At 55.5% G+C, this 22,993-nt stretch carries 19 protein-coding genes, 2 rRNA genes and 1 pseudogene; 5 read left to right on the top strand and 17 right to left on the bottom strand.

From position 1 onward, the window contains the following. The 3 genes from ACO6VX_RS00005 to ACO6VX_RS00015 all read left to right on the top strand — a co-directional run. Positions 1-107, top strand: a 23S ribosomal RNA gene (locus ACO6VX_RS00005); the annotation flags it as partial. Between the two features lie 199 nt (positions 108-306). Next, positions 307-422: ribosomal RNA gene (gene rrf / locus ACO6VX_RS00010) — 5S ribosomal RNA — on the top strand. 277 nt (positions 423-699) lie between these two features. Next, positions 700-1,989, top strand: a complete 1,290-nt coding sequence (locus ACO6VX_RS00015; protein ID WP_010257813.1) for an MFS family transporter — start codon at positions 700-702, stop codon at positions 1,987-1,989. Between the two features lie 9 nt (positions 1,990-1,998). On the opposite strand, the pseudogene ACO6VX_RS00020 reads toward ACO6VX_RS00015, so the two are convergent. The 5 genes and pseudogenes from ACO6VX_RS00020 to trxC form a co-directional block, all read right to left on the bottom strand. After that, positions 1,999-2,305 (bottom strand): annotated as a pseudogene (locus ACO6VX_RS00020) (YfiM family lipoprotein). A gap of 26 nt (positions 2,306-2,331) precedes the next feature. Next, positions 2,332-3,687 (bottom strand): CDP-diacylglycerol--serine O-phosphatidyltransferase, encoded by a 1,356-nt coding sequence (gene pssA, locus ACO6VX_RS00025; protein ID WP_029519515.1) that lies wholly within the window; start codon positions 3,685-3,687, stop codon positions 2,332-2,334. A gap of 117 nt (positions 3,688-3,804) precedes the next feature. Next, positions 3,805-6,462, bottom strand: a complete 2,658-nt coding sequence (locus ACO6VX_RS00030) for a GNAT family N-acetyltransferase (RefSeq protein WP_422457343.1) — start codon at positions 6,460-6,462, stop codon at positions 3,805-3,807. 138 nt (positions 6,463-6,600) lie between these two features. Beyond that, positions 6,601-7,278: a tRNA-uridine aminocarboxypropyltransferase gene (locus ACO6VX_RS00035; protein ID WP_422457344.1), complete on the bottom strand. Its 678-nt coding sequence runs from the start codon at positions 7,276-7,278 to the stop codon at positions 6,601-6,603. An 81-nt stretch (positions 7,279-7,359) separates the two neighbouring features. After that, complete coding sequence (trxC, locus tag ACO6VX_RS00040) at positions 7,360-7,779, bottom strand: thioredoxin TrxC (protein WP_010257800.1); 420 nt, start codon at positions 7,777-7,779, stop codon at positions 7,360-7,362. Between the two features lie 159 nt (positions 7,780-7,938). Here trxC and ACO6VX_RS00045 point away from each other — a divergent pair, with 159 nt between their 5' ends. After that, positions 7,939-9,120, top strand: coding sequence for a tRNA/rRNA methyltransferase (locus ACO6VX_RS00045; RefSeq protein WP_010672152.1), 1,182 nt, complete (start codon positions 7,939-7,941; stop codon positions 9,118-9,120). 36 nt (positions 9,121-9,156) lie between these two features. Here the strand turns inward: ACO6VX_RS00045 and emrB are convergent, their stop codons facing one another. The 12 genes from emrB to ACO6VX_RS00105 form a co-directional block, all read right to left on the bottom strand. Then, the gene (gene emrB, locus ACO6VX_RS00050) at positions 9,157-10,692 is read right to left on the bottom strand and encodes a multidrug efflux MFS transporter permease subunit EmrB (RefSeq protein ID WP_010257793.1); all 1,536 of its coding nucleotides are present in this window, start codon (positions 10,690-10,692) and stop codon (positions 9,157-9,159) included. Between the two features lie 16 nt (positions 10,693-10,708). Next, positions 10,709-11,881 (bottom strand): multidrug efflux MFS transporter periplasmic adaptor subunit EmrA, encoded by a 1,173-nt coding sequence (gene emrA, locus ACO6VX_RS00055; protein ID WP_422457346.1) that lies wholly within the window; start codon positions 11,879-11,881, stop codon positions 10,709-10,711. Between the two features lie 150 nt (positions 11,882-12,031). After that, positions 12,032-12,562 carry a transcriptional repressor MprA gene (mprA, locus tag ACO6VX_RS00060; RefSeq protein ID WP_003850381.1) on the bottom strand — a complete coding sequence of 177 codons (531 nt, stop codon included), beginning with the start codon at positions 12,560-12,562 and terminating at the stop codon, positions 12,032-12,034. 302 nt (positions 12,563-12,864) lie between these two features. Then, a complete protein-coding gene (locus ACO6VX_RS00065; RefSeq protein WP_050679761.1) occupies positions 12,865-14,052 on the bottom strand; it encodes an MFS transporter in 1,188 nt (395 codons plus the stop codon). A gap of 211 nt (positions 14,053-14,263) precedes the next feature. Beyond that, positions 14,264-15,262: a glycine betaine/L-proline ABC transporter substrate-binding protein ProX gene (gene proX, locus ACO6VX_RS00070; protein ID WP_010257785.1), complete on the bottom strand. Its 999-nt coding sequence runs from the start codon at positions 15,260-15,262 to the stop codon at positions 14,264-14,266. A gap of 61 nt (positions 15,263-15,323) precedes the next feature. Then, positions 15,324-16,415: a glycine betaine/L-proline ABC transporter permease ProW gene (proW, locus tag ACO6VX_RS00075; RefSeq protein WP_022624068.1), complete on the bottom strand. Its 1,092-nt coding sequence runs from the start codon at positions 16,413-16,415 to the stop codon at positions 15,324-15,326. Continuing rightward, a complete protein-coding gene (gene proV, locus ACO6VX_RS00080; RefSeq protein ID WP_010672155.1) occupies positions 16,412-17,608 on the bottom strand; it encodes a glycine betaine/L-proline ABC transporter ATP-binding protein ProV in 1,197 nt (398 codons plus the stop codon). Before proV ends, proW begins: the two co-directional genes overlap by 4 nt. 501 nt (positions 17,609-18,109) lie before the next feature. Further along, on the bottom strand, positions 18,110-19,069 hold the full coding sequence (gene nrdF, locus ACO6VX_RS00085) for a class 1b ribonucleoside-diphosphate reductase subunit beta (RefSeq protein WP_010257777.1): 960 nt from the start codon (positions 19,067-19,069) through the stop codon (positions 18,110-18,112). 8 nt (positions 19,070-19,077) lie between these two features. After that, positions 19,078-21,216, bottom strand: coding sequence for a class 1b ribonucleoside-diphosphate reductase subunit alpha (nrdE, locus tag ACO6VX_RS00090; protein WP_422457348.1), 2,139 nt, complete (start codon positions 21,214-21,216; stop codon positions 19,078-19,080). Then, the gene (nrdI, locus tag ACO6VX_RS00095; RefSeq protein WP_422457349.1) at positions 21,186-21,599 is read right to left on the bottom strand and encodes a class Ib ribonucleoside-diphosphate reductase assembly flavoprotein NrdI; all 414 of its coding nucleotides are present in this window, start codon (positions 21,597-21,599) and stop codon (positions 21,186-21,188) included. The genes nrdE and nrdI overlap by 31 nt, the downstream gene beginning before the upstream one ends. 4 nt (positions 21,600-21,603) lie before the next feature. Beyond that, a complete protein-coding gene (nrdH, locus tag ACO6VX_RS00100) occupies positions 21,604-21,846 on the bottom strand; it encodes a glutaredoxin-like protein NrdH (protein ID WP_010257769.1) in 243 nt (80 codons plus the stop codon). Between the two features lie 303 nt (positions 21,847-22,149). After that, complete coding sequence (locus ACO6VX_RS00105; protein WP_010257764.1) at positions 22,150-22,467, bottom strand: DUF883 family protein; 318 nt, start codon at positions 22,465-22,467, stop codon at positions 22,150-22,152. 153 nt (positions 22,468-22,620) lie between these two features. Between ACO6VX_RS00105 and ACO6VX_RS00110 the strand changes: the two genes are divergently transcribed. After that, positions 22,621-22,956 carry a DUF2002 family protein gene (locus tag ACO6VX_RS00110; RefSeq protein ID WP_003850360.1) on the top strand — a complete coding sequence of 112 codons (336 nt, stop codon included), beginning with the start codon at positions 22,621-22,623 and terminating at the stop codon, positions 22,954-22,956. The last annotated feature ends 37 nt before the right edge of the window (positions 22,957-22,993 follow it).

A 22,993-nucleotide genomic window follows, 5' to 3' on the forward strand; every position in this document is an offset into this window, starting at 1 on the left:
TGAGAGTCCTGAAGGGACGTTGAAGACTACGACGTTGATAGGCCGGGTGTGTAAGCGCAGCGATGCGTTGAGCTAACCGGTACTAATGACCCGTGAGGCTTAACCTTACAACGCCAGAGGCGTTTTTTGAGAGACACAATTTTCAGCCTGTACCGGATAAAAATTAGCGGAAACGAAAGATTTTGCGGCGTGACAAGGCGCAGAGCGAGGACGTCAGCGGGAGCATACTGAAGTATGTGACCGGTGTGGCTGAGCGATGGCAACGCGGTCATGGCGTAAAAGATTCGTTTCGTGCACCAAGATTTGCCTGGCGGCTTTAGCGCGGTGGTCCCACCTGACCCCATGCCGAACTCAGAAGTGAAACGCCGTAGCGCCGATGGTAGTGTGGGGTCTCCCCATGCGAGAGTAGGGAACTGCCAGGCATTAAATAAGTGAAGAAGCCCCGCACGAAAGTGCGGGGCTTTTTTACGTCTGCACTTTGCCACGTTAAGCTGAAAATATGATCTGCAGGCACGCGGTATGTCACCCTTAACTCCCCATTATTCACTTCTGAATGACCAGCAACCCGCTGATTTTTCGATAATTAGCGACATAGCTCACAATAATAATCTCGGATTACGCCGCCTTTACCTTCAGTAGACTTAAATGCTTTACTCACTCCTTTAAACGCTGTTGATCAGCAAGGAACAGAGGTAAGGCATGGCACCCACAAATAATAAAACTCAGACGGATGATACAAAGAAACGTATCTGGGCTATCGTCGGCGCGTCATCAGGTAACCTGGTTGAGTGGTTCGACTTCTACGTTTACTCCTTCTTCTCACTCTATTTTGCCCACATTTTCTTTCCGCAGGGCGATACCACCACTCAGTTGTTACAGACAGCGGGCGTTTTTGCGGCAGGATTTTTAATGCGTCCGATTGGCGGCTGGCTGTTCGGCTATATCGGCGACAAACATGGCCGAAAAAATTCGATGCTGGTTTCGGTCTGCATGATGTGTTTTGGTTCGCTGGTGATCGCCTGCTTACCCGGTTACGCAACGATCGGCGTGGCTGCGCCCGTCATTCTGCTGCTGGCGCGTATGTTTCAGGGATTATCGGTGGGCGGAGAATATGGGACCAGCGCAACCTACATGAGTGAAGTGGCTCTGGAAGGACGCAAAGGATTCTACGCCTCATTCCAGTATGTCACGCTGATAGGTGGTCAGTTAGCGGCGGTACTCACCGTCGTGGTCCTGCAATTTCTGCTGACGGATGCAGAACTGCGAAGCTGGGGCTGGCGTATTCCGTTCTTCCTCGGCGCATTGCTCGCCGTTGTCGCATTATGGTTACGACGTTCACTGGAAGAGACCTCAGATAAGACGAGCCGCGAACATCGCGATGCGGGTAGCGTAATCGGGTTACTGCGTAATCATACTCGTCCCTTCCTGATGGTGCTGGGTTTCACCGCAGGCGGCTCCCTGAGTTTTTACACCTTCACCACCTACATGCAGAAGTATCTGGTTAATACGTCAGGTATGGATCCTAAAACGGCCAGTGGCCTGATGACCGGTGCTTTGCTGGTCTTTATGCTGATTCAGCCGATTATCGGTGCCCTGTCAGATAAAATCGGTCGTCGCACCTCGATGATGATTTTTGGCGCGGGCGCGGCCATCTGTACGGTCCCCATTCTGACACTGTTGCAAAACGTGCAGAGCCCTGGTGTGGCTTTCCTGTTAATCATGCTGGCGCTGCTGATTACCAGCTTCTACACCGCCATCAGTGGCATCCTTAAAGCAGAAATGTTTCCGCCACAGGTACGCGCACTGGGTGTAGGGCTATCTTACGCAGTAGCGAATGCGATCTTTGGTGGGTCGGCAGAGTATGTTGCGTTGCTGATGAAGCAGCAGGGGATTGAGACGACTTTCTTCTGGTATGTTTCAGCGATGGGCGCGGTGGCATTTCTGGTGTCGCTGTTGCTGCACAAGCGCGGTAAGGGGATTAAGCTTTAACAGAGAAGGCTACTGACTCAGATTCCACAGGGCAATGCCGCTGGCAGCACCGGCGGCATCCCAGGCGAAATCTTTCCAGCTCCAGCCGCTGCCATTCGGGCGGCTGTCATACCACTCTTTTCCCGCCCCAGGCGTTAATGAAAACAGTCTGGCTTTGCCGGTCAGAATGGTGCTGGCGCTGCCCATATTCACTGCCTGCTGTGGCCAGGACTGCAGAGGCGACAAAATGCTCCGCTTTATCTCGTCCGGTCTACTGATCTTCCGCCATATGGGCGCATCCACTACACAACAGCCCAGCAAGCAGCACACTTCGCATAGCAGATGCCTTATTGGCCGCAGCGATTAAAGAATCCGGCTGATCAGGCGATCGATACGTATCCGGCGCAGACGGCGAATCAGCTTGCGCACCTTGGCCGGGTAATCAGCAATACTCTCAAGCTCACGGAAATGCGTCACTACCGTTGTGTTCTGCCGGATTAACGTCAGCTCCTTCTCACGCTGAGCCGCTAACTCCTGATGAGGATCGTGGATCAGCACCGCATTTTCCAGATCGAGCCGCCAGGCACGTGGATTGAGGTTATTACCGGTAATCAGCTGCCATTCGTCATCAACCCACATTCCTTTAAGGTGATAACTGTTCTCGCCATCCTTCCACAGTCTCACGACCAGCTGATCGGTCGTAACGTAGTAGTGCAAACGGCTCATAAAGCGACGCAGATTGATTTCATACAGGTAAGGCAGCGCGCCGATGATTTTGAACGGCTGATCGGGCGCAATATAGAAGTCATTGGCTGTTTTATCGCCGACGATGATCTCAACCTGTTTTCCCTGCCGCAGAAGATGAATGATATTACGTACCAGCAAGGCGGGCATGTTGAAGTAGGGGGTACAGATGATCAGCTTCTGTTCCGCACAGGGCATCAGGTGGAAGATGGTTTTATTGAGCAGGCTATGCTTACCCAGACCGACCAGCGGCGTGACCGTCAGTTCATCGTTGCCGGCATTCCCTTCAAACTGATAATTGAAACCGCGCAGGTCCTGACGGAACTGGCGTGTCTCATTTTTAATTTCAGGACTTGAGGGGCGCTCAGCAAAATCGAGTCGGTTTACCGCCTCTGCTGACTTCAGATTGAGCGTGATCCAGTCATACATCGTATCGGTCAGCTGGGAATTACGGATAACCTGATAACGGTCATAGCGATACTTATCATGCTGATGCAGGTAGACATCATTGATGCTGGCGCCGCTGTAGAGCAGCATATCATCAATAATGAACCCTTTAAGGTGGAGCACGCCCAGCGCTTCACGGGTATTGACCGGGATACCATAAACCGGGATGGCAATATCCGGATAACGTGTCGCCATTTCGCAATACCAGTCGGCATTGGTTACGCCTCGCGCTGCGCCAATTCGCCCACGCTGCGCACGGTGCCAGTCAACCAGAATCGAGATATCCAGCTCCGGCCGCGCCTGCTTCGCACTATAAAGCGCATCCATGACGGCACGTCCGGCGTCATCATTTTCCAGATAGAGCGCAACAATACAGATGCGAGTCTGCGCTGCCGCAATCTTCTCCAGCAACGTCTGGCGAAATTCGGCAGGCGAGTAAAGTGTCGACACATCCGCAACGGATTGTGACAGTTTCGGCAGCTGTGCGAGGTGTTGTTGGTGTTTGTTACGTTTAAATTTAGACAACATCACAGTGCACTTCTTCTCTGTTCATTGCATGGCCTTTTGCCATCAAATCAGGGTTATAACCACAAATAATAACATCAACTTCGCCGATTCGAACGTTTTTTACCTTTCTCTACAAGGTTAGTTGATCTCATTCTGTAAAGACAATTTCAGGCTGACAATACCGTCATCCAGTTGAATATCAACATGAAAGTTTAGCTTTCGTGCCAGCGTAATCATGCCGCGGTTATGGGGCATGGTGATACCGTTCAATTGTTGCAAGCCGTGATGCCGGGTATAGCGGATCATCTTTTCCAGCAGACGACGGCCCATGCCTAAGCCTTTCAGGTCGGAACGGACCAGCACCGAAAACTCCGCATCAATGTTATCTGCATCAGAGATAGCGCGGGTGACGCCGATGATCTCGGGGCGCCCATGATGCTGACGTACCGCCACAATCGCCATCTCGCGGTCATAATCGATCTGGGTCATGTTGGCGAGATCATCATGAGTAAACTCACTGATTTCACTGAAGTAGCGGTAGTAGAGATCTTCTTTGGTGACCTGACTGATGAAATCGCGCAGTAGGGGCTCATCCTCTGGCAGAATGGGCCGGAACAGGCAGAATTGCCCATCCTTTAACTCCACCTGCTCTTCCAGATGCTGAGGATAAGGACGTATTGCCAGCCGTGCTTCGTTATCGCCGTGGAACGGAGCCAGCGTCAGGGTGACATCCAGCAGGGTAAAATCATTGCCCGCCGCCAGCAGCGGATGAATATCCAGTCGCTGGATCTCCGGGCAATCCACCACCAGGTTAGAGACCTGCACCAGCAACTGGCTTAAACCGGGGATATCCAGCGGATTCAGCGCGCTGCGGCTGCGGATTTTTCCGCTCTTGATCGCCTGAATCACCAGATAGCGTGCCAGCGTCATATTCAGCGGGGGAAGGGCAACGGCAGCCTGTTTATCGGCCTGCCATTCAACGCCGCCTTCCCCCAGCATAATGATCGGGCCAAACAGGGCATCCTGTTCGACCACGACCCGCAGCTCCTGTGCGCCTGCACGACTCGCCATGCTCTGAACCAGCAGCCCTTCGATACGTGCCTGTGGCAGCGTCTGTTTTACCCGATCAAAAATGGCCTCAGCGGCATGCTCCACTTCGCTGGCATTACGCAGGTAGAGCATCACGCCCTGCACCTCCGATTTATGCGCGATATCGGGTGAACGCAGTTTCAGCGCCACCGGATAGCCAATCTGATCGGCAATCGCCACTGCCGCCTTACTGTCGCTGGCGATCCAGGTCGGCAGCGTGGCCATCCCGTAAGCCTGCAACACCGGCTGCACTTCGTGGGTATCCAGCGCAGTAACACCACGCTCCAGCGCCTGTGACAGCAGCTGGTGTGCATGGGCACTGTCCAGGTTCAGGGTGGCGGGCAGGGCAGGGGTTTCGCGCAGCTGCTTCTGGTTACGGCGGTACTCAACCTGATGCATAAAAGCGGTCACCGTTCCCTCTGGCGTGCGCCAGGTCGGTATCCCCGCCTGCGTAAAGGCTCGGCGCGCGGCTTGTGAAGAGAACTCGCCGCTCCAGTTGGTCAGCAGCGTCACCAGCTTACCGCGCGGGTGACGGGCGATGGTGTCGATCAGATGTCCGGCCGTTTCAGTCGCGGGCGCGACCGCGCTTGGCGCATGAATAATCATCAATGCATCAAGTTCATGGCTGTCGAGCAGGATCTCTGTGCAGGCGGCATAACGTTCTGCTGTGGCGTCATCTTTTAAATCCAGCGGGTTGCCGCGGCCTGCGCCAGCGGGCAACAGCGCCTCGAGCTGCTGAATCGTCTGCTCGCTGAGCTGCGCCAGTTTCCCGTTGCGGGCATAGAGCTCATCCAGCGCCAGCGCGGCGGGGGCGGCACCATTACTGATGATCATCAGCCTGTCGCCACGCAGCGGCCGCATATGACTCAGCGACTCAACGGCGGAGAAGAGCTCATGGGTATCCTGCACCCGCAGTAACCCGGCACGCTGAATGGCTGCATCCCAGGCGGCGTCCAGACCGCTGTGGGTGCCCAGCAGCGCCTGTGCTTCCCGGCTGCGACCACTCTTGATCACCAGAATCGGTTTATTACGGGAGGCGCTGCGTGAGGCAGAAACAAAACGACGCGCATCGCTGAGGTGCTCAAGATAGAGCAGGATAGCGCTGGTTTTACCGTCGCGAGCCAGGAAGTCGAGCAGATCATCGACATCGGTATCCAGACTGTCACCCAGCGCGATAAACCAGGAGAATCCGAGATTACGCTGCTGCGCCCAGTCGAGAATGGTGTTGGATACGGCGGCGGACTGGGAGATAAATGCGATACGGCCTTTCTCTATCGGCACTGGCGAGAAGCTGGCATTCAATCCCTGCCAGGGGGCCAGCAGTCCAAGACTGTTCGGGCCCAGCAGACGTATCTGCCACTGGCTGGCGCAGGCTTTGAGTTCGGCAGACTGGCTGGCGGGCGCAGAGAGAATAATGCAGGCTTTGCAGCCTTTCTCCCCGAGCTGTTGCAGCAGTTCGAGGTTACGTTTTGAGTGGGTGCAGATCACTGCCAGGTCTGGTGCGAAAGGTAAGCTGTCGATAGTGGGCCAGGTCAGTACGCCGCTGACCGCTTTATATTTCGGCGTCACCGGCAACACCGGGCCGCTAAAACCGCCCGCCAGCAGGTTACGCATCATAAAGTATCCGGCGCGCCCTGGCGTGACCGAGGCACCAATCACCGCAATTGATTTAGGTCGTAACAGCGCTTCCAGTCCGCGTTGGCTCATCTCGCTCTCCAGAGTTCGGGATTTGCGTGATTGTAAACGCTTTTTGCTGGCAGTGCTTCCGGGCAGATCGCAGGCTGCGCATCCCGATTTTAATCTCTGTCACCGCAGGGACGCTCCCGCCAGGAGGTGACAGGGCGATTAATCCTGTCCGGCGTGGTGCGGTTTCCCTGTCAGATAGGCCGCGCGGAACTGATCAAAATGGTGAGATAACGCCTCAGCCGCCAGCCGATCGCCCGCCTGCGCCAGCAGCGCCGCGGCCACTTCAGCAGTGCAGTGCTGACCTGCGCCGTGGGCTTCACGCAGCGTATAGCGCGACGGGGTGCTGACATCCAGCGACATCACCGGCAGGGCGTCGAGCCAGGGGCTTTTACGGAACATTTTGCGGGCTTCGGTCCAGGTGCCGTCCAGCATAATAAACAGCGGCGGCTTGCCACTGGCGGGCGGCGTTGTCAGCACTTCGCGACCGGGGTCGGCATAGGATGCCGGGAAAACGACCAGCGGCTGATAATCGGGATTGCGCACCGCCGCCAGCAGCAGCGGATCCGTCTCGGTGCGTGACCAGCCAAAAGCCTGAGTTTCCGGCAGAATATCGGCAATCAGCCGGCCGGTGTTGCTCGGCTTCATCGGCTCGGTATCAAACATCACCAGGCAGAAGCGGCTACGGGCGGACTGCGGCACGATCTGACTGCAGAGACAGTTGATCTCTGGCAGCAGGCAGCCCTGACAGCGGATGACCCGATTCCCGCGCGCGAGGAAAGGACGGGTAGATCGGGCCAGGCGTTGGGTGCGCAAGCGCAAAACAGCATTATCAGACATGAGTATTCAGGGCAGGAAAAACGTCAGTGTAATCGAAGCGCAGGCGAAAAGGAAAAGGCCAGCCAGGCTGGCCTCTGAAGATTAAAGTGACTCATCCAGCCATTCATTGAAAGGCGCTTTAGGCATCGCGCCATTCAGCATGTCGACCCGCTCGCCGTTCTTAAACAGCATGATGGTCGGGATGCTGCGAATGTTGAAACGGGCGCTCAGGGCCGGCTCCGCTTCGGTGTTCACTTTAATAAAGCGGACTTTACCGCTGCGTTCACTGGCGACATCTTTAAACACCGGCGCAAAATTGACACAGGGACCACACCAGGGCGCCCAGAAATCGATCACCACCGGCAGATCATCCTGCAGATATTTGTCAAAGTTAGCGCTGGTGGCATTCACCACTTCGCCATCAAATAACGCATTTCCACAGCGACCACATTTCGCCACGTCGGCAAGGCGTTCTTCAGGAACGCGATTGGTTGCCTGACAGGAAGCGCATACCGTATTCATAGGAACCTCTGATGTTGAAAAGTGTCAGTCTGGTAAATATTGTTCATTATGAAAGGGGACGGATTCCCTCTCAATCTGGATTGCTCTATAGGTTCAATAGTTGATAGCTAAGCGCCAGCACATCAGGTAATCTGCGCGCTCTCAATGCAGGAGGAAGACATGAACGACGAATTTAAAGGCAAGAGCGGTAAGGTTAAGGTGATGTACGTGCGTGGCGAGGACGATAAAAGCGCGCGCGCGCCTAATCCTCGTACAGGCAAAGGTGGTCACGCTGCTGCCCGTTCGGATGATAATCGTCGTTCGTCTGGCCCCCGTACTGAACGCAGTCAGGAAGGTGGTCGCTCCGCTGGCCGTCGCAGCGACGACACCGGTCGCAGCAGTTCACCGCGTCGTGATGAAGGCGGACGTGGCGCTCCACGCCGTTCAGACGATGGCGCAGGCCGCCGCAACGATCGTGGCGATGATAATCGCGGCGCCTATGGCAGCAGCGATTCCCCGTGGCGCACCGTGTCACGCGCGCCATCAGCAGATCGTCCGGCAACCGAAAGCGATAAGCCGGATCACGGCGGCATCAGCGGCAAGAGCTTCGTCGATCCCGAGCAGATCCGTCGTCAGCGTAACGAAGAGACGCGCGTCTATGGTGAGAACGCCTGTCAGGCGCTGTTCCAGAGCCGTCCTGAAGCGATTGTTCGCGCCTGGTTCGTGCAGGAAGTGACACCGCGTTTCCGCGAAGCGCTGCGCTGGCTGGCGGCTAACCGCAAAGCCTATCACGTCGTGGAAGATGCTGAGATTACCAAAGCGTCAGGCACTGAGCATCATGGTGGCGTCTGCTTCCTGATCAAAAAGCGCATGGGTATGGCGGTTTCTGAATGGCTGAGCCAGGCGAATACCAAAGATTGCGTGCTGGCACTGGAAGATGTCAGCAACCCGCATAACCTCGGCGCGATTATGCGCAGCTGCGCGCACTTTGGCGTAAAAGGTTTGCTGGTGAACGACGCCTCACTGCTGGAGTCCGGCGCAGCGGTACGTACCGCAGAAGGCGGTGCTGAGCATGTGCAGGCCATCAGCGGCGCAACCTTCAGTGAAGGTCTGGAAGCGTTCCGTAAAGCGGGTTACACCATCGTCACCACCTCCAGCCATCAGGGCACGCCGCTGGCGCAGGCTCAGCTGCCCGAGAAAATGGTGCTGGTGTTAGGGCAGGAGCGTGAAGGTCTCTCTGATACCGCGTTCAAACAGGGTGACATGAGCCTGTCGATTGGCGGCACCGGCAACGTAGAAAGCCTTAACGTCTCGGTCGCAACCGGCGTACTGCTCGCCGAATGGTGGCGTCAGAACGCATAAAAAAACGGGCCGAAAGGCCCGTTTTGCTTTGTCACATCAGTGCGCACCACCGCCACCGCCGCCTGCGCTAAACGGCGGACGGGCAAACCAGATCAGCACCAGCAGAATCAAAAAGACCCCCGCCGACGCCCAGAAAATTTCATTCGCTGAAATAATCAGTCCCTGGTTAGTAATCTGCTGCGCGATCCAGGCCGACGCCTGCTGCTGCGTCATCCCCATGCTCTCCAGCTGGCTATACATCTGCTGCGAATTGACGTTGTAAGGGGTAATCGACTCCGTCAGGTAGCTATGATGCATCGACTCGCGGTTACTCCACATGGTGGTGGTAATCGACGTTCCCACCGAGCCTGCAAAGGTACGCATAAAGTTCGACAGGCTGGAGGCTGCGGCCATGCGCTCCGGCGGCAATCCCGACAGCGTAATGGTGGTCAGCGGCATAAAGAAGCAGGCCACGGCAAAGCCCTGAATAAACTGCGGCCAGGCTGAGGCACCAAAGTCCATTCCCGGTTCAAACGTATACGCGCGCCAGTAGAAGCAGACGGCATACATAATGAAGCTGAACGTGACCAGCCGTCGCATGTCGAGCTTATGGGCAAAGCGTCCGATGATCGGCGACAGGATCACCGGCAAAATGCCCACCGGCGCAGACGCCAGACCGGCCCAGGTTGCGGTGTAGCCGTAGACCTCCTGCAGCAGCTGCGGCAACAGAACAATCGAGCCGAAGTAGAGCATATAAGCCAGACTGATCGACAGGCAGCCAATGGTGAAGTTGCGCGACTTAAACAGCGACAGATCTATGATCGGGTGATCGTCAGTCAGCTCCCACACCAGCAGGACTGACAGCGCAATCACGGCCACTACCCCGAGCACGATGATCTCGGACGAGTTAAACCAGTCGAGCTCCTTTCCGCGATCCAGCATCACCTGCAAACAGCCGATCCCCACCACCAGCAGCACCAGCCCGACCATATCGATCCGCCGGATTTCGGTTTTGGTTTCCCGTCCACGCAGGGTTTGCAGCGTCAGTATCACCACCGCCACACCAATGGGCACGTTGATAAAGAAGATCCAGCCCCAGTGATAGTTATCGCTGATCCAGCCGCCCAGTATCGGGCCACAGATCGGTGCGACGATCACCGTCATCGCCCACAGCGACAGCGCAACACTGCGCTTGGCGGGCGGATAGTTGTTGAGCAGCAGACTTTGCGACAGCGGGATCAATGGACCCGCGACGATCCCCTGAATGACGCGGAAGAAGATCAGCATCTCCAGGCTGTCTGACATGCCGCATGCCCAGGAGGCGATAGCAAACAGAATGGTCGACCAGGTAAAGAGCTTCACTTCACCGATGCGTTTTGCCAGCCAGCCGGTCAGCGGGATCGAGATCGCATTGGCCACACCAAACGAGGTGATCACCCAGGTTCCCTGGGAGTTCGACGCCCCCAGATTACCGGCAATCGTGGGGATAGCCACGTTGGCGATGGTCGAGTCCAGAACCTGCATGAACGTCGCCAGCGATAGCGCAATGGTCATCAGGACCAGCGGCATTCCTTCAAGCGGTTTTTGTGCCATTACAGCCTCCGCGTCATCATCCGGCGTTGGCGCGGACGATATCGGTGATCAGCTGATTGACCGGCGCAAGGTCAATCGCCAGTGCGTTGCTGCTGTAAGCGGCTTGCTGACGGGCGCTGGTGGCCAGCGCGCTGCCCTCTTTGCTGGTGGTATCGATTTTAACCAGCGTTGAGAGGCCAATACGCAGCGGATGTCTGGCGATATCTTCCTGATTCAGTTCGATACGAACTGGCAGGCGCTGAACCACTTTGATCCAGTTACCGGTGGCATTCTGTGCCGGCAACAGTGAGAAGGCGCTGCCGGTGCCCATATCCAGTCCTGCAACTTTGCCCTGATAAACCACTTCGTCACCGTAGATGTCGGCAACCACGGTGACAGGCTGACCAATACGAACGCCAGCCAGCTGGGTCTCTTTAAAGTTGGCATCGACCCACAGATTCGTTGCAGGCACGACGGCGAGCAGCGGGGTGCTGGTGGAGATTTGCGAACCGACCTGCACGCTGCGACGGGAGACAAAACCATCCATCGGGCTACGGATTTCGGTGCGCTGCAGCGCCAGCCAGGCGTCACGCAGCTCAGCCGCGCTCTGTTGCACGGCAGGCTGATTTTCCAGTGAGGTGTTGAGGATCATCGCCTGATTCGCATTGTATTGCTGAATCGCCACGTCCAGTTGTGCTTTGGCCGTCGCGACGGCATCGCGGGCGTGCTGCAACTCTTCACGGCCAATCAGATTAGCCGCGCCTAACGGCTCACGGCGTTTCAGGTCGGCCTGTGCCTGCGCCAGAGCGGTCTGTTGCAAGGTAATGCTGGCCTTATACTGTTTACCATTAATCATCAGCTGATGCGTCTGACGCACGCTGGTGGCAAGTGCCGTCTGCGCTTTTTCAAACGCCTGCTCCGCATCCGTCTTATCCAGTGAAACCAGCACATCGCCTTTTTTGACGAAATCGGTATCTTCAAACCAGACTTTATTTACGCTACCGGAGACCTGTGCCATCACCTGCACCTGGTTACCCGCAACGTAGGCGTCATCCGTTTCCTGAAAATGGCGCAGGACCAGGAACCAGTAAACTCCCCAGGCAATACCAATCAGCACAAAGATCAACGCCAGCACGATGAGCACACTTTTGCGCTTCTTCTTTTTGTTGGCTGACGGTTGCGGGCTTTGTGCTTCTGCCGTTGCACTCATGTCTTTCTCCACGTTTTCCATTTAGTCGGGCGGCAGAAATCCCTTTTCGCCAGCGCCCGAGTCGAAAAAGCCAGCGACTGAGCGCTGGCCAGATAAAAAAGGAAATTAAAATAACGATTCCGACAGGTGATTGTGTCGCACTTATTGCTATTAGCGGGAAAGCGAGGCGATCAGCTGATCTTCATCCATTTTATCAAGACGATTAAGTAGCTTACGGGTGATGCCTTCCAGCTGTGACTTCTCATCGACGGAGAGCGAAGACCAGAGGTATTGCAGGCTCTGATGCTGAGGTGGCAGCAGCTGACGCAGGAACTCCATCCCTTTATCGGTCAGATGCAGGTGCAGGCAGCGACGGTCGTGATCGCTTTCGCGACGCTCAATCCAGCCGCGCTTTTCCAGTTCATCAGCAATGCGCGTGGCATTGGTGCGCGAAGAACCAAGGGCAGAGCTGAGCTCAGAGGGCTGAATACTATGGTTTTCCTGTGCATCCAGCGTAATCAACGCCATGAACAGGGTTTCATTAATACCCTGTGCTTTCAGCATCTTATTACGGTTGTCCAGCAGTTTACCCTGCATATGCATACAGAGACGCGTCAGAATAATTTCCTGCAACGGAAAATCCTTATGGCGATTGGCACGGATGTTTAGCATCTGCTCAATGGGAGTAAACGAACTTTCCATTAAAAAAAACCTCACTAATTGCAACTTGTATAATAACTATGGTGACAGGATAAGCGTAGTCACTTTTTGGCAGGTGATCGCTGACAGAATCACTATTCACCATCAAAGGTATTCCAGGCCATTCCCTGGCCCTGGGTCAAAAACCCGTACGTCCGGCGGCAGCCGCTGTGCCGGAACGTGATCAAAAAGGGGGCAAATTTAATAATATCGCGGGGAAAAATAACTGAAGTGAATAGGTTTGCTACTAACCATAACAAACCTAACCATTTGTGACCAGACGCAATGCGCTGTCCGGCCAGGCTTCAGTTGATTTTTTCCGGCTCAAAGCGCGATCCGGTTGCCCAAATCAGCAGATTAACCACAGTCAGCAGCGCGCCAGCGCCACAGACGCCATACCAGCCCCAAAGATGGTAAGCGGTCGCGGAGAGCAGTGAGCCGGCCGCGCCACCCATAAAGTAGCTGGTCATGTAACCGGCATTAAGACGGTTCCGCGCCTCCGGCATCTGCGCGTAGATCACGCTTTGATTGGTGATATGGACGGCCTGTACCGCCAGATCCAGCAGCAGGATGCCGACGATCAGCGGCGCAAGCTGCTCCGCGCCCCACGCAATGGCAGCCCACGACAGCAGCATAAGCAGCAGGCCCAGTTGGGTGGTCAGCTTCGCTTTACCCTTGTCAGCCAGCGCGCCCGCCTGACGTGCGGCCAGCGCACCCGCGGCACCGACCAGCCCCAGCAAGCCAATCTCGCCCTCTGAGAAGTGATAGGGCGCCCCGGCGAGCAGAAAGGCCATTGAGGTCCACAGCAGGCTGAAATTGGCAAAGGAGAGGCAGCCGGTCCAGGCGCGGGTGCGGAGCACCCGATTACCGGCATACAGGCGAAAGATGGAGGCCAGCAGTTGCGGATAGCTCATGGGCACAGACTGTTTCACGCGCGGCAGCGATCGCCACAGCGCCAGGGCCATCACCACCATCAGCAGGCTGGCAGTCCAGTAAACGGTACGCCAGCCGCCAAGCTGCGCCAGGCCGCCTGCCACGGTGCGCGCCAGCAAAATCCCAAGCAGCAAACCGCTCATTACCGTCCCCACTATTTTGCCGCGCCGCTCCGGCTCTGCCAGCGTGGCGGCCAGCGGCACCAGGATTTGTGCGGCGACCGAGAACAGGCCGGTCATCACCGTGCCCAGCAGTAAAAAGAGAAAGGAGTGCGAAAGGGCGATAATCACCATGCCCGCAGCAGCCAGCAGGATCATCGTAACAATCAGGCTGCGTCGTTCAAACCGATCGCCAAGCGGCACCAGCAGCAGCAGACCGCAGGCGTAGCCCAGCTGCGCCGTGGTGACAATAAATCCGGCGAGGCTGACAGAGAGATCAAACTGTTGGGCGATGGTATTCAGTAATGGCTGAACGTAGTAATTACTGGCTACGCAGAGGCCGGTTGCTACTGACATCAGCATTACTAAAGCAGGCGTCAGACCCTGGCGAGTCGCATTCATAAACAGCATCGGTCGCTAATAATCATTTGAGGTTAATAGTAACTCAAAAAACTATTTCACACGCATGTTTATTAACAGGCCATACCAGTCGGGAAAGCAGGCATAAAAAAAGGGCAGAAAAATTTCTGCCCTCAGATAACTGCCCGACTAAAAGCGTATGCTCACTGAGCCAGCACTTTTATCAACCACCCGGGGCGGAAATGTTTTCAGGTTATTGCGCGGCGGCCTGCGCCTCGCTGATCCATTTATCGAACTCAGCCTGATGCGCCTTAATCCAGCCATCCACATGACGGTTAATCGCCTCTTCTGAGTTTTGTCCGGCATGCATTGCTGAGTTTTCAGCATTGATATCGGTAATGGGCAGCTTCATGACCGCAAACAGACGGGCAGCCGCCGGGTTTTTCGCCGCCCAGGCTTTGTTGGCGACGATGTGCATGGTGTTAACCGGGAAACCGTAGTTCGCGCCGTTTGGCAGCTTAGTATCCACATCCTTCTGTTCGCCAGGCAGCGAAGAGAACGGCACCTGCAGCCAGACCACATCGCGGCCCGGCTTCAGCACATCGCTCAGCCAGTAGGGCGTCCAGGTGTAATAAAGGATCGGTTTACCCTGTTTGTAGCGCGCCAGCGTATCCGCCACCATCGCCGAATAGTTACCCATATTGGCGGTCACGGTATCACTGAGACCGAAGGCGCTGTTCTGATGATTAATCACCGCTTCACAGCCCCAGCCTGGCGTACAGCCGGTCATATCCGCTTTGCCATCGCCGTTGGCGTCAAACAGGCTGGCGATCTTAGGATCTTTCAGCTGTTCGATATTGGTGATGTGATATTTCTCGGCGGTCTTCTTATCAATCAGATAACCCTGGGCGGCACCGGTAACGTAGGTGCCCTGACGATAGAGCTTCTGATCGCCACCGGCGGCTTTGTACATGTCGTCATGCAGCGGCTGCCAGTTCACCGCGGTAAAGGTGGCGTCGCCGGCGGCGATAGAGGTGTAGCCAACGTTGTAATCCACTTCACTCGGCTTGCTGACCTGATAGCCGAGTTTTTCCAGCGCGCGGCTGACAATCAGGGTCTGAAAAGTCTCTTCAGCGATAGTGCTCTGTATGGGTTGTACCGTAATACCTTTGCCCGGCAGATCGGCAGCGGAGACGTGTGAAACGGCCAGCGTGGTTACCACGGCGGCGAGCAGAGAGGCTCTGTTGCGCATAGTCATTCCTTATTTCAGATGTCGCGTCAGGATGGGCGGCGCGCAGGCACCGCCCGACAGATTATTTTTTACGCGAAGGAGAGAAGATCAGGCCCAGCGGGCCGGTGTGATACCAGTGACGATTACCGCGGCTGCGGCTATCGCGACCAAACGATTGGGTCAGACGGTCAAGGATAATGGCAAGGATCACAATCCCCACGCCACCCACCGTAGCCAGCCCCATATCGAGACGGCCAATACCGCGCAGGACCATCTGACCGAGTCCGCCCACGGCGATCATCGAGGCGATCACCACCATCGACAGCGCCAGCATCAGGGTCTGATTAACGCCCGCCATAATGGTGGGCATCGCCAGCGGCAACTGCACTTTGAATAGCAGCTGACGCGGACTGGCACCAAAGGATTCGCTCGCTTCGATCAGATCGGCGGGCACCTGCTTAATGCCGAGAATAGTCAGACGCACAATCGGTGGCAGGGCGAAGATAATCGTGACCACCACGCCTGGCACGTTGCCGATACCAAACAGCATCACAATCGGCACCAGATAGACAAAGGCGGGTGTTGTCTGCATCGCATCCAGCAAGGGACGTACGATACGCGCTGCCCGTTCACTGCGGGCCAGCCAGATCCCCAGCGGCAGGCCGATGAGAATGCAGAACATCAGCGCGGTAAGCACCAGCGCCAGCGTGACCATCGCCTGCGACCAGGCGCCAATTGCGCCAATCACGATCAGCGATACCAGCGTGGCGATGCCCATGGCGGGCGTCGCGATCTGCCAGGCGATTAGCGCAAACACCAGAATCGCTACCGGCGCGGGCATCCCCAGCAACAGCTGCTGAAAGGCGCTGAGAATATAGTCAACCGGTACCCGGATACCCTGAAACAGCGGGCGGAAATGGTTGACCACCCAGTCGATGCCGGTAGTCACCCAGTGATCAAGCGGGATCCAGGTTTTGTGGAACGGATCCATGATATTGAAATGTTCCGGCGCGGGCGCAGGGGCGCTGTTGAGCCAGTCACTGCTGCTGGCTGCATCGGGTGTCGCGCTGCCATCGGGCGTGCCCCAGGCATCGGCACCGCCGCTGCTGGTGGGCGCAGCCTGACTGCTGGCGGCGGTGCCGCTATCCCACGGATTGGTGGTTTCCTGACTCATGGCTGGGCTCCTTCACGATCTAACGCGCGCAATAGCGTGCTTTTGGAAATGATACCGACATACTGATTCTCCTCGCCGACCACTGGCACCGCACAGGGCGCCTGAGCGACGTGCGAGAGCAGATCGCTCAGTGAGGTATCGGCGGGCACCGCGGCTGGCGAGTCGAGGAGGGCGCTATCGAGTCCCAGACCTGCTGCCAGCGCGGCTTTCAGCGAGTCGGTGGAGACCACGCCAAGAAACTTCTGTTTCTCCAGCACGTAGCCGTAGTCGCGGTCTTCATCCTGCAGCAGCTTAATGGCGGAGCGCGGGCCGAAACCTGGCGCTTTGCGGATCAACGCTCCCGCGCTACGACGTGCGATATCTTTGGCGCTGAATACGTGGCTGATATCGACGCCGCGGAAAAAGGTGCGGACATAGTCATTGGCTGGATTATTCAGGATCTCATCCGGCGTACCAACCTGTATCACTTCGCCGCCCTGCATAATGGCAATACGGTCGCCAATACGCATCGCTTCATCAAGATCGTGGGAAATAAAGACGATGGTGCGCTGATGCCTGGCTTGTAAATTAACCAGTTCATCCTGCATTTCAGTACGAATCAACGGATCCAGAGCGGAGAAGGCCTCATCCATTAATAAGATGTCGGGATTGATGGCCAGTGCGCGGGCTAATCCGACGCGCTGCCGCATCCCTCCGGAAAGTTCATCCGGGTAAGCGTGCGCATAATTCTCCAGCCCGACCTGACGTAACGCTTCCAGTGCTTTTTCCTGGCGTTCAGCCAGTGCGACTCCCGCTAATTCCATGCCAAATGCCGTATTATTTAATACATTCATGTGCGGCATCAAAGCAAATGACTGGAATACCATACTGATTTTATTTCTGCGCACGTCACGCAGTTCGCTGGCTGATATTTTGGCAATATCGACACCGTCAATAATCACCTGGCCGCGCGTCGGCTCTATCAGACGATTGAGAAGGCGAACCATGGTCGATTTTCCTGAACCGGATAACCCCATGATGACGAATATCTCGCCTTCTTCAATGGCCAGACTGGCGTTCTTTACGCCAAGGGAGAGCCCGGTCTTCTCAAGAATGACATCTTTGGTCGCACCCTTTTCAATATATTTAAACGCGCGATCCGGATTGTCGCCAAATATTTTATAGAGATTTTTTACTTCGAGCTTAATAGCCATGCAGTCATTAAATCCTGGTTGAAATATCTAATATTATCCTGTCGTTCCCGCTGAAATTTAAGCAGGCCATACCGTAGCACACTGACGTTATCTGACAACCCTGAAGTGGAATATTGACCGGCCGCGGGACATTCAGATGCCGATTATCTTCAGTGCTCACAAGGGATAAGCGTGGATTAATTTTTTGTGAAATCATCGGCGGGTTTTTGGCATTTCAGCCGATTTGCCGGCTGAAAGGGAGAAAAACAAGCGTCACCGACGTGAAATATTACGGAAATAATGGATTCCGATGCAGGGAAATAATCACGCCTGAAACGATCGGGTTCAGTGGAATAATCGGCCGTAAAAAAAGGAAATGCGGGGTGGGTGAAAATCAACAAACGGTGAAATAGTCAGGCTGTGTTGCAGTAATATTTTTTTCTTATGATTAGACGGAATGGCGCGGCTGACACGGCACTGCCAGAGAAAACCGGATGCTGACAAAACAGCACCCGGTAACCCTTAGAAATTCCAGTCTTCGTCTTCGGTTTCGACCGCTTTTCCCATCACATAGGAGGAGCCTGAACCGGAGAAGAAGTCGTGGTTTTCGTCGGCGTTGGGCGACAGAGCCGACAGAATGGCCGGATTCACCGCTGTCAGCTCCGCCGGGAACAGCGCCTCATAGCCCAGATTCATTAACGCTTTGTTGGCGTTGTAGTGCAGGAAGGTTTTCACCTCCTCTACCCAGCCGACATCGGCATAGAGCGCCTCGGTATAAGCCACTTCGTTCTCATACAGCGCCAGCAGCAGATCATAGGCGAACTGCTGCAGCTCTTCGCGGCGCAGATCGTCAGCGGCAGCCAGCGCCTGCTGATATTTGTAACCGATGTAGTAACCGTGCACCGCCTCATCGCGAATAATCAGGCGAATCAGGTCAGCGGTGTTGGTCAGCTTGCCACGGCTCGACCAGTACATCGGCAGCCAGAAGCCGGAATAGAACAAAAACGACTCCAGGAAAACGCTGGCGATCTTCTTCTTCAGCGGATCATCGGCCTGGTAGTGTTCCAGGATGATGCGCGCCTTGTTCTGCAGCGGCGCATTCTCTTCGCTCCACTGATAAGCGGCATCCACATCCTGGGTGTTACACAGCGTTGAGAAGATCGAACTGTAGGAGCGGGCATGCACCGCTTCCATAAAGCTGATATTCGACAGCACCGCCTCTTCGTGCGGGGTAATGGCATCTTCCATCAGCCCCGGCGCACCGATCACGTTCTGGATAGTGTCGAGCAGCGTCAGGCCGGTGAATACCCGGATGGTCAGCTGCTGCTGCTGTTTATCCAGCGTCTGCCAGCCGGGCAGATCGTTGGAGAGCGGCACTTTCTCTGGCAGCCAGAAGTTGCTGGTGAGACGATTCCACACCTCAAGATCTTTGTCATCCTGAATGCGGTTCCAGTTAATTGCCTGAATCTGTTTTAGTTTCATCATTTTCATCACAGGGAGCATGATACGCAGCCCTGAACCTCCGTGCCCTGAAGCGCCATCTGGCGCAGTCGAATGTAATAGAGCGTCTTAATGCCTTTTTTCCACGCGTAAATCTGCGCTTTGTTGATGTCACGGGTCGAGACATCATCGCGGAAGAACAGCGTCAGCGACAGGCCCTGATCGACATGCTGAGTCGCTTCTGCGTAGGTATCAATAATCGCTTCCGGCCCAATCTGATACGCATCCTGATAGAGATGGAGATTCTCATTGGTCATAAACGGCGCGGGATAGTAGACGCGGCCGGTTTTGCCCTCTTTGCGGATCTCGATGGGGGAAACAATCGGATGGATGCTGGAGGTGGCATGGTTGATGTAGGAGATTGACCCGGTTGGCGGGATCGCCTGCAGGTTCTGATTAAACAGTCCGTGCTGCATCACCGCGTCGCGCAGTGCCTGCCAGTCCGCCTGTGTCGGCAGCGTCAGTCCGGCGTCGGCAAACAGCGTCGCTACCCGTTCCGTGCGCGGCAGCCATTCGCGCTGCAGATACTTATCGAAGTAGGCGCCGCTGGCGTACTGCGATTCCGCAAAGCCATCGAAGGTCTGCTGACGCTCCTGTGCCAGCTGATTAGAGGTGCGCAGCGCATAATAGGTGATGCAGTAGAAGTAGAGATTAGTGAAATCCAGCGCTTCCGGTGAACCATAGGCGATGCCTTCCCGCGCCAGATAGCCGTGCAGGTTCATCTGACCCAGGCCAATGGCGTGCGAACGGCGATTGCCTTCGGCGACCGAGGGCACCGAGCCAATTTCGCTCATCATCGACACCGAGGTCAGGGCGCGGATCGCCACATCCACGGTACGCGCCAGATCGCGTGAATCCATGGCGTGCGCAATGTTCAGTGAGCCGAGATTACAGGAGATATCTTTGCCGATCCGGCGATAGCTGAGATCGTCATTGTACTCGCTGGCACTGTTCACCTGCAGGATCTCAGAGCAGAGGTTGCTCATGTTAATGCGACCGGCAATCGGGTTACTGCGGTTCACGCTGTCCTCATACATGATGTAGGGATAGCCCGACTCAAACTGAATCTCAGCCAGCGTCTGGAAGAAGTCGCGTGGCTGAATATAGGTTTTACGGATGCGGTCGTCGGCCAGCATCTCGTCATATTTCTCGCTGATGCTGATATCGCCAAAGGCCTGACCGTAGATCCGTTCAACGTCGTAAGGCGAGAACAGCGCCATCGGTTTGTTCTCTTTTGCCAGCTGGAAGGTGATATCGGGGATCACCACGCCCAGCGACAGGGTTTTGATGCGGATCTTCTCATCGGCGTTTTCGCGCTTGGTATCAAGGAAGCGGAAAATATCGGGATGGTGCGCATTGAGCCACACCGCGCCAGCGCCCTGACGCGCGCCGAGCTGATTCGCATAAGAGAAGGCATCCTCCAGCATTTTCATCACCGGGATAACGCCCGACGACTGATTTTCAATACGTTTGATTGGCGCACCGGACTCACGCAGGTTCGACAGCAAAAAGGCGACGCCGCCGCCGCGCTTTGAGAGCTGTAGTGCCGAATTCACGGCGCGACCAATTGACTCCATATTGTCTTCGATGCGCAGCAGGAAGCAGGAGACCAGCTCACCGCGTTGCTGTTTGCCGCAGTTCAGGAAGGTTGGCGTGGCGGGCTGGAAACGGCCGCTGAGGATCTCCTCCAGCAGGGCCCGCGCAAGCTTTTCATCGCCCTGAGCCAGCGTCAGCGCCACCATGCAGGCGCGCTGTTCGAAGGTTTCCAGATAGCGTTTGCCGTCGAAGGTCTTCAGGGTGTAGCTGGTGTAGTACTTCCAGGCACCGAGAAAGGTTTTGAACTCAAATCCCCAGTTTTCCGCCACCTCATGCAGCGCAAGCAGGAACGCAAAATCGTACTGGTTCAGCACTTCCGCTTCGTAATAGCTCTCTGCCACCAGATAGCGTAAACGCTCAGCGCAGCTATTGAAGGAGACGGTATTGGGTTGCACATGCTGCAGATAAAACTGACGTGTCGCTTCGCGATCCTTGTCGAACTGGATGCGGCCCTCGGCGTCGTAGAGATTGAGCATGGCATTAAGGGCGTGATAATCGAGCGTCACGTCGTTGAGGGTGTCTGTTGTTGCCAAAATTGGGTTACTCCCGCTTTAACTTTCGCGATATCGTCAGGCGTTCCCATCAGCTCGAAGCGGTAGAGGCAGGGAACCTGACATTTATTTGCAATGATGCTGCCCGCCAGGCAGTAACCGGCACCGAAGTTACGGTTGCCCGCTGCGATTACGCCACGAATACCGCGTCGGTTCGCCTCATCATTAAGAAACTGAATCACCTGACCGGGCACCGCACCGCGACTGCTGCCACCGCCATAGCTGGGCACGACCAGAATATAGGGCTGGTCGATATGCAGTTGTTGCCGGGCATCAAGCGGGATGCGCCGGGCAGGCAGGCCGAGGCGCGTCACAAACCGGTGGGTGTTTTCCGACTGGCTGGAAAAATAGACCAGCGGGAACATGTGTTTATCCTCCGACAGCAGAAAGCGTGCGCAGCGTGGCGATTTTGTCCGGGCGGAAACCGCTCCAGTGATCGTTATCTGCCATCACGACGGGTACCTGGCGGTAACCCAGTGATTTCAGGTTGTCGATCGCCTCGGGCTGGCTGTCGAGATTGATAAGCTGATAGGCGAGACCCTGACGGTCCATCGCATTTTTGGTTGCCGTGCACTGGACACAGTTATCTTTAGTGTAAATAATAATGCGCATGATTCGTATTTCCCTCTATATGCGGTTCTGATGTCAGGAAACAGAGCTGGAGGAGCAGGTTGCGGGCCTCATTCTGCCGGACATCTGGTGTCGTGCTGATGAGATAAATACTAGATGTAGTGCTTTTGTGGGTCAAGCCCACCAGATATAGGGTTTTATGATTTGCATTTGCGCAACAGCGGCAAAGCCAGCAGGGATGCGCCCTGCAGCCTGGAAAAATCTTTTGTAAATGTCACCAGCCAGAAAAAGGGCATAAAAAAGCCCCGCACAAGGCAGGGCTCAGGAGATTTTCTGGAGTTGAGCTTAGCGGCGTGAAGCCAGCAGCACGCCCACTACGATACCGAAAGCGGCACCGATACCAACACCGTGCCATGGCTTGTCATGGACATAGGTGTCAACCTGCGCACTGGCATCACGCGCAACCTGTGAAACACGGTTGCTGCCGCCGTTCAGTCTGGAGCGGGTCTGTTTCAGCAGCTTTTCTGCCTGACTGCGTGCAGAATCCACTTCGTCTTTGGCGTCACTGCCGTAAGATTTCAGCAGCGCTTCCAGTGAATCGGCCAGTTCGTTAACATCCTGATTAATATCAATGTCATCGTTTTTTACAGTGCGATTAAACATTTTTTAGCTCCCTTTGATTTAAAAACGTAATACTAGTGTAGACGACCTTGAGATAAACGAGACGCGGGAGTGTTCTTTAGGGAAAATTCCGAATGCCCACTCTGTCATGCTGTTGTAAGGTTGCGAAGCTTTTGAAAGAGGAGAGGATCGAGCATGTATTTACGACCAGATGAGGTAGCGCGCGTACTGGAAAAAGCGGGTTTCGAAGTCGATGAAATTACCCCACGGGCCTATGGTTATCGCCGTGGAGAGAACTATGTTTATGTGAATCGCGAAGCGCGCATGGGGCGCATGGCACTCGTCATTCACCCGACACTGAAAGAGAAGAGCCAGCCGTTCGCTGAACCTGCTTCAGAAATGAAGACCTGCGATCACTACACCCAATTCCCTCTCTACCTGGCGGGTGATTCACAGGAACACTACGGCATCCCGCACGGATTTAGTTCCCGCATGGCGCTGGAACGTTATATTCAAAGCGTTTTCGGCTAACGCATCAGGCCCCGCCGCGACGGGGCACTGAACCGCC

It is taken from the genome of Pantoea sp. BJFS-204 (genome assembly GCF_049310725.1).
In the GTDB taxonomy this organism is placed as follows: Bacteria; Pseudomonadota; Gammaproteobacteria; order Enterobacterales; family Enterobacteriaceae; genus Pantoea; species Pantoea agglomerans.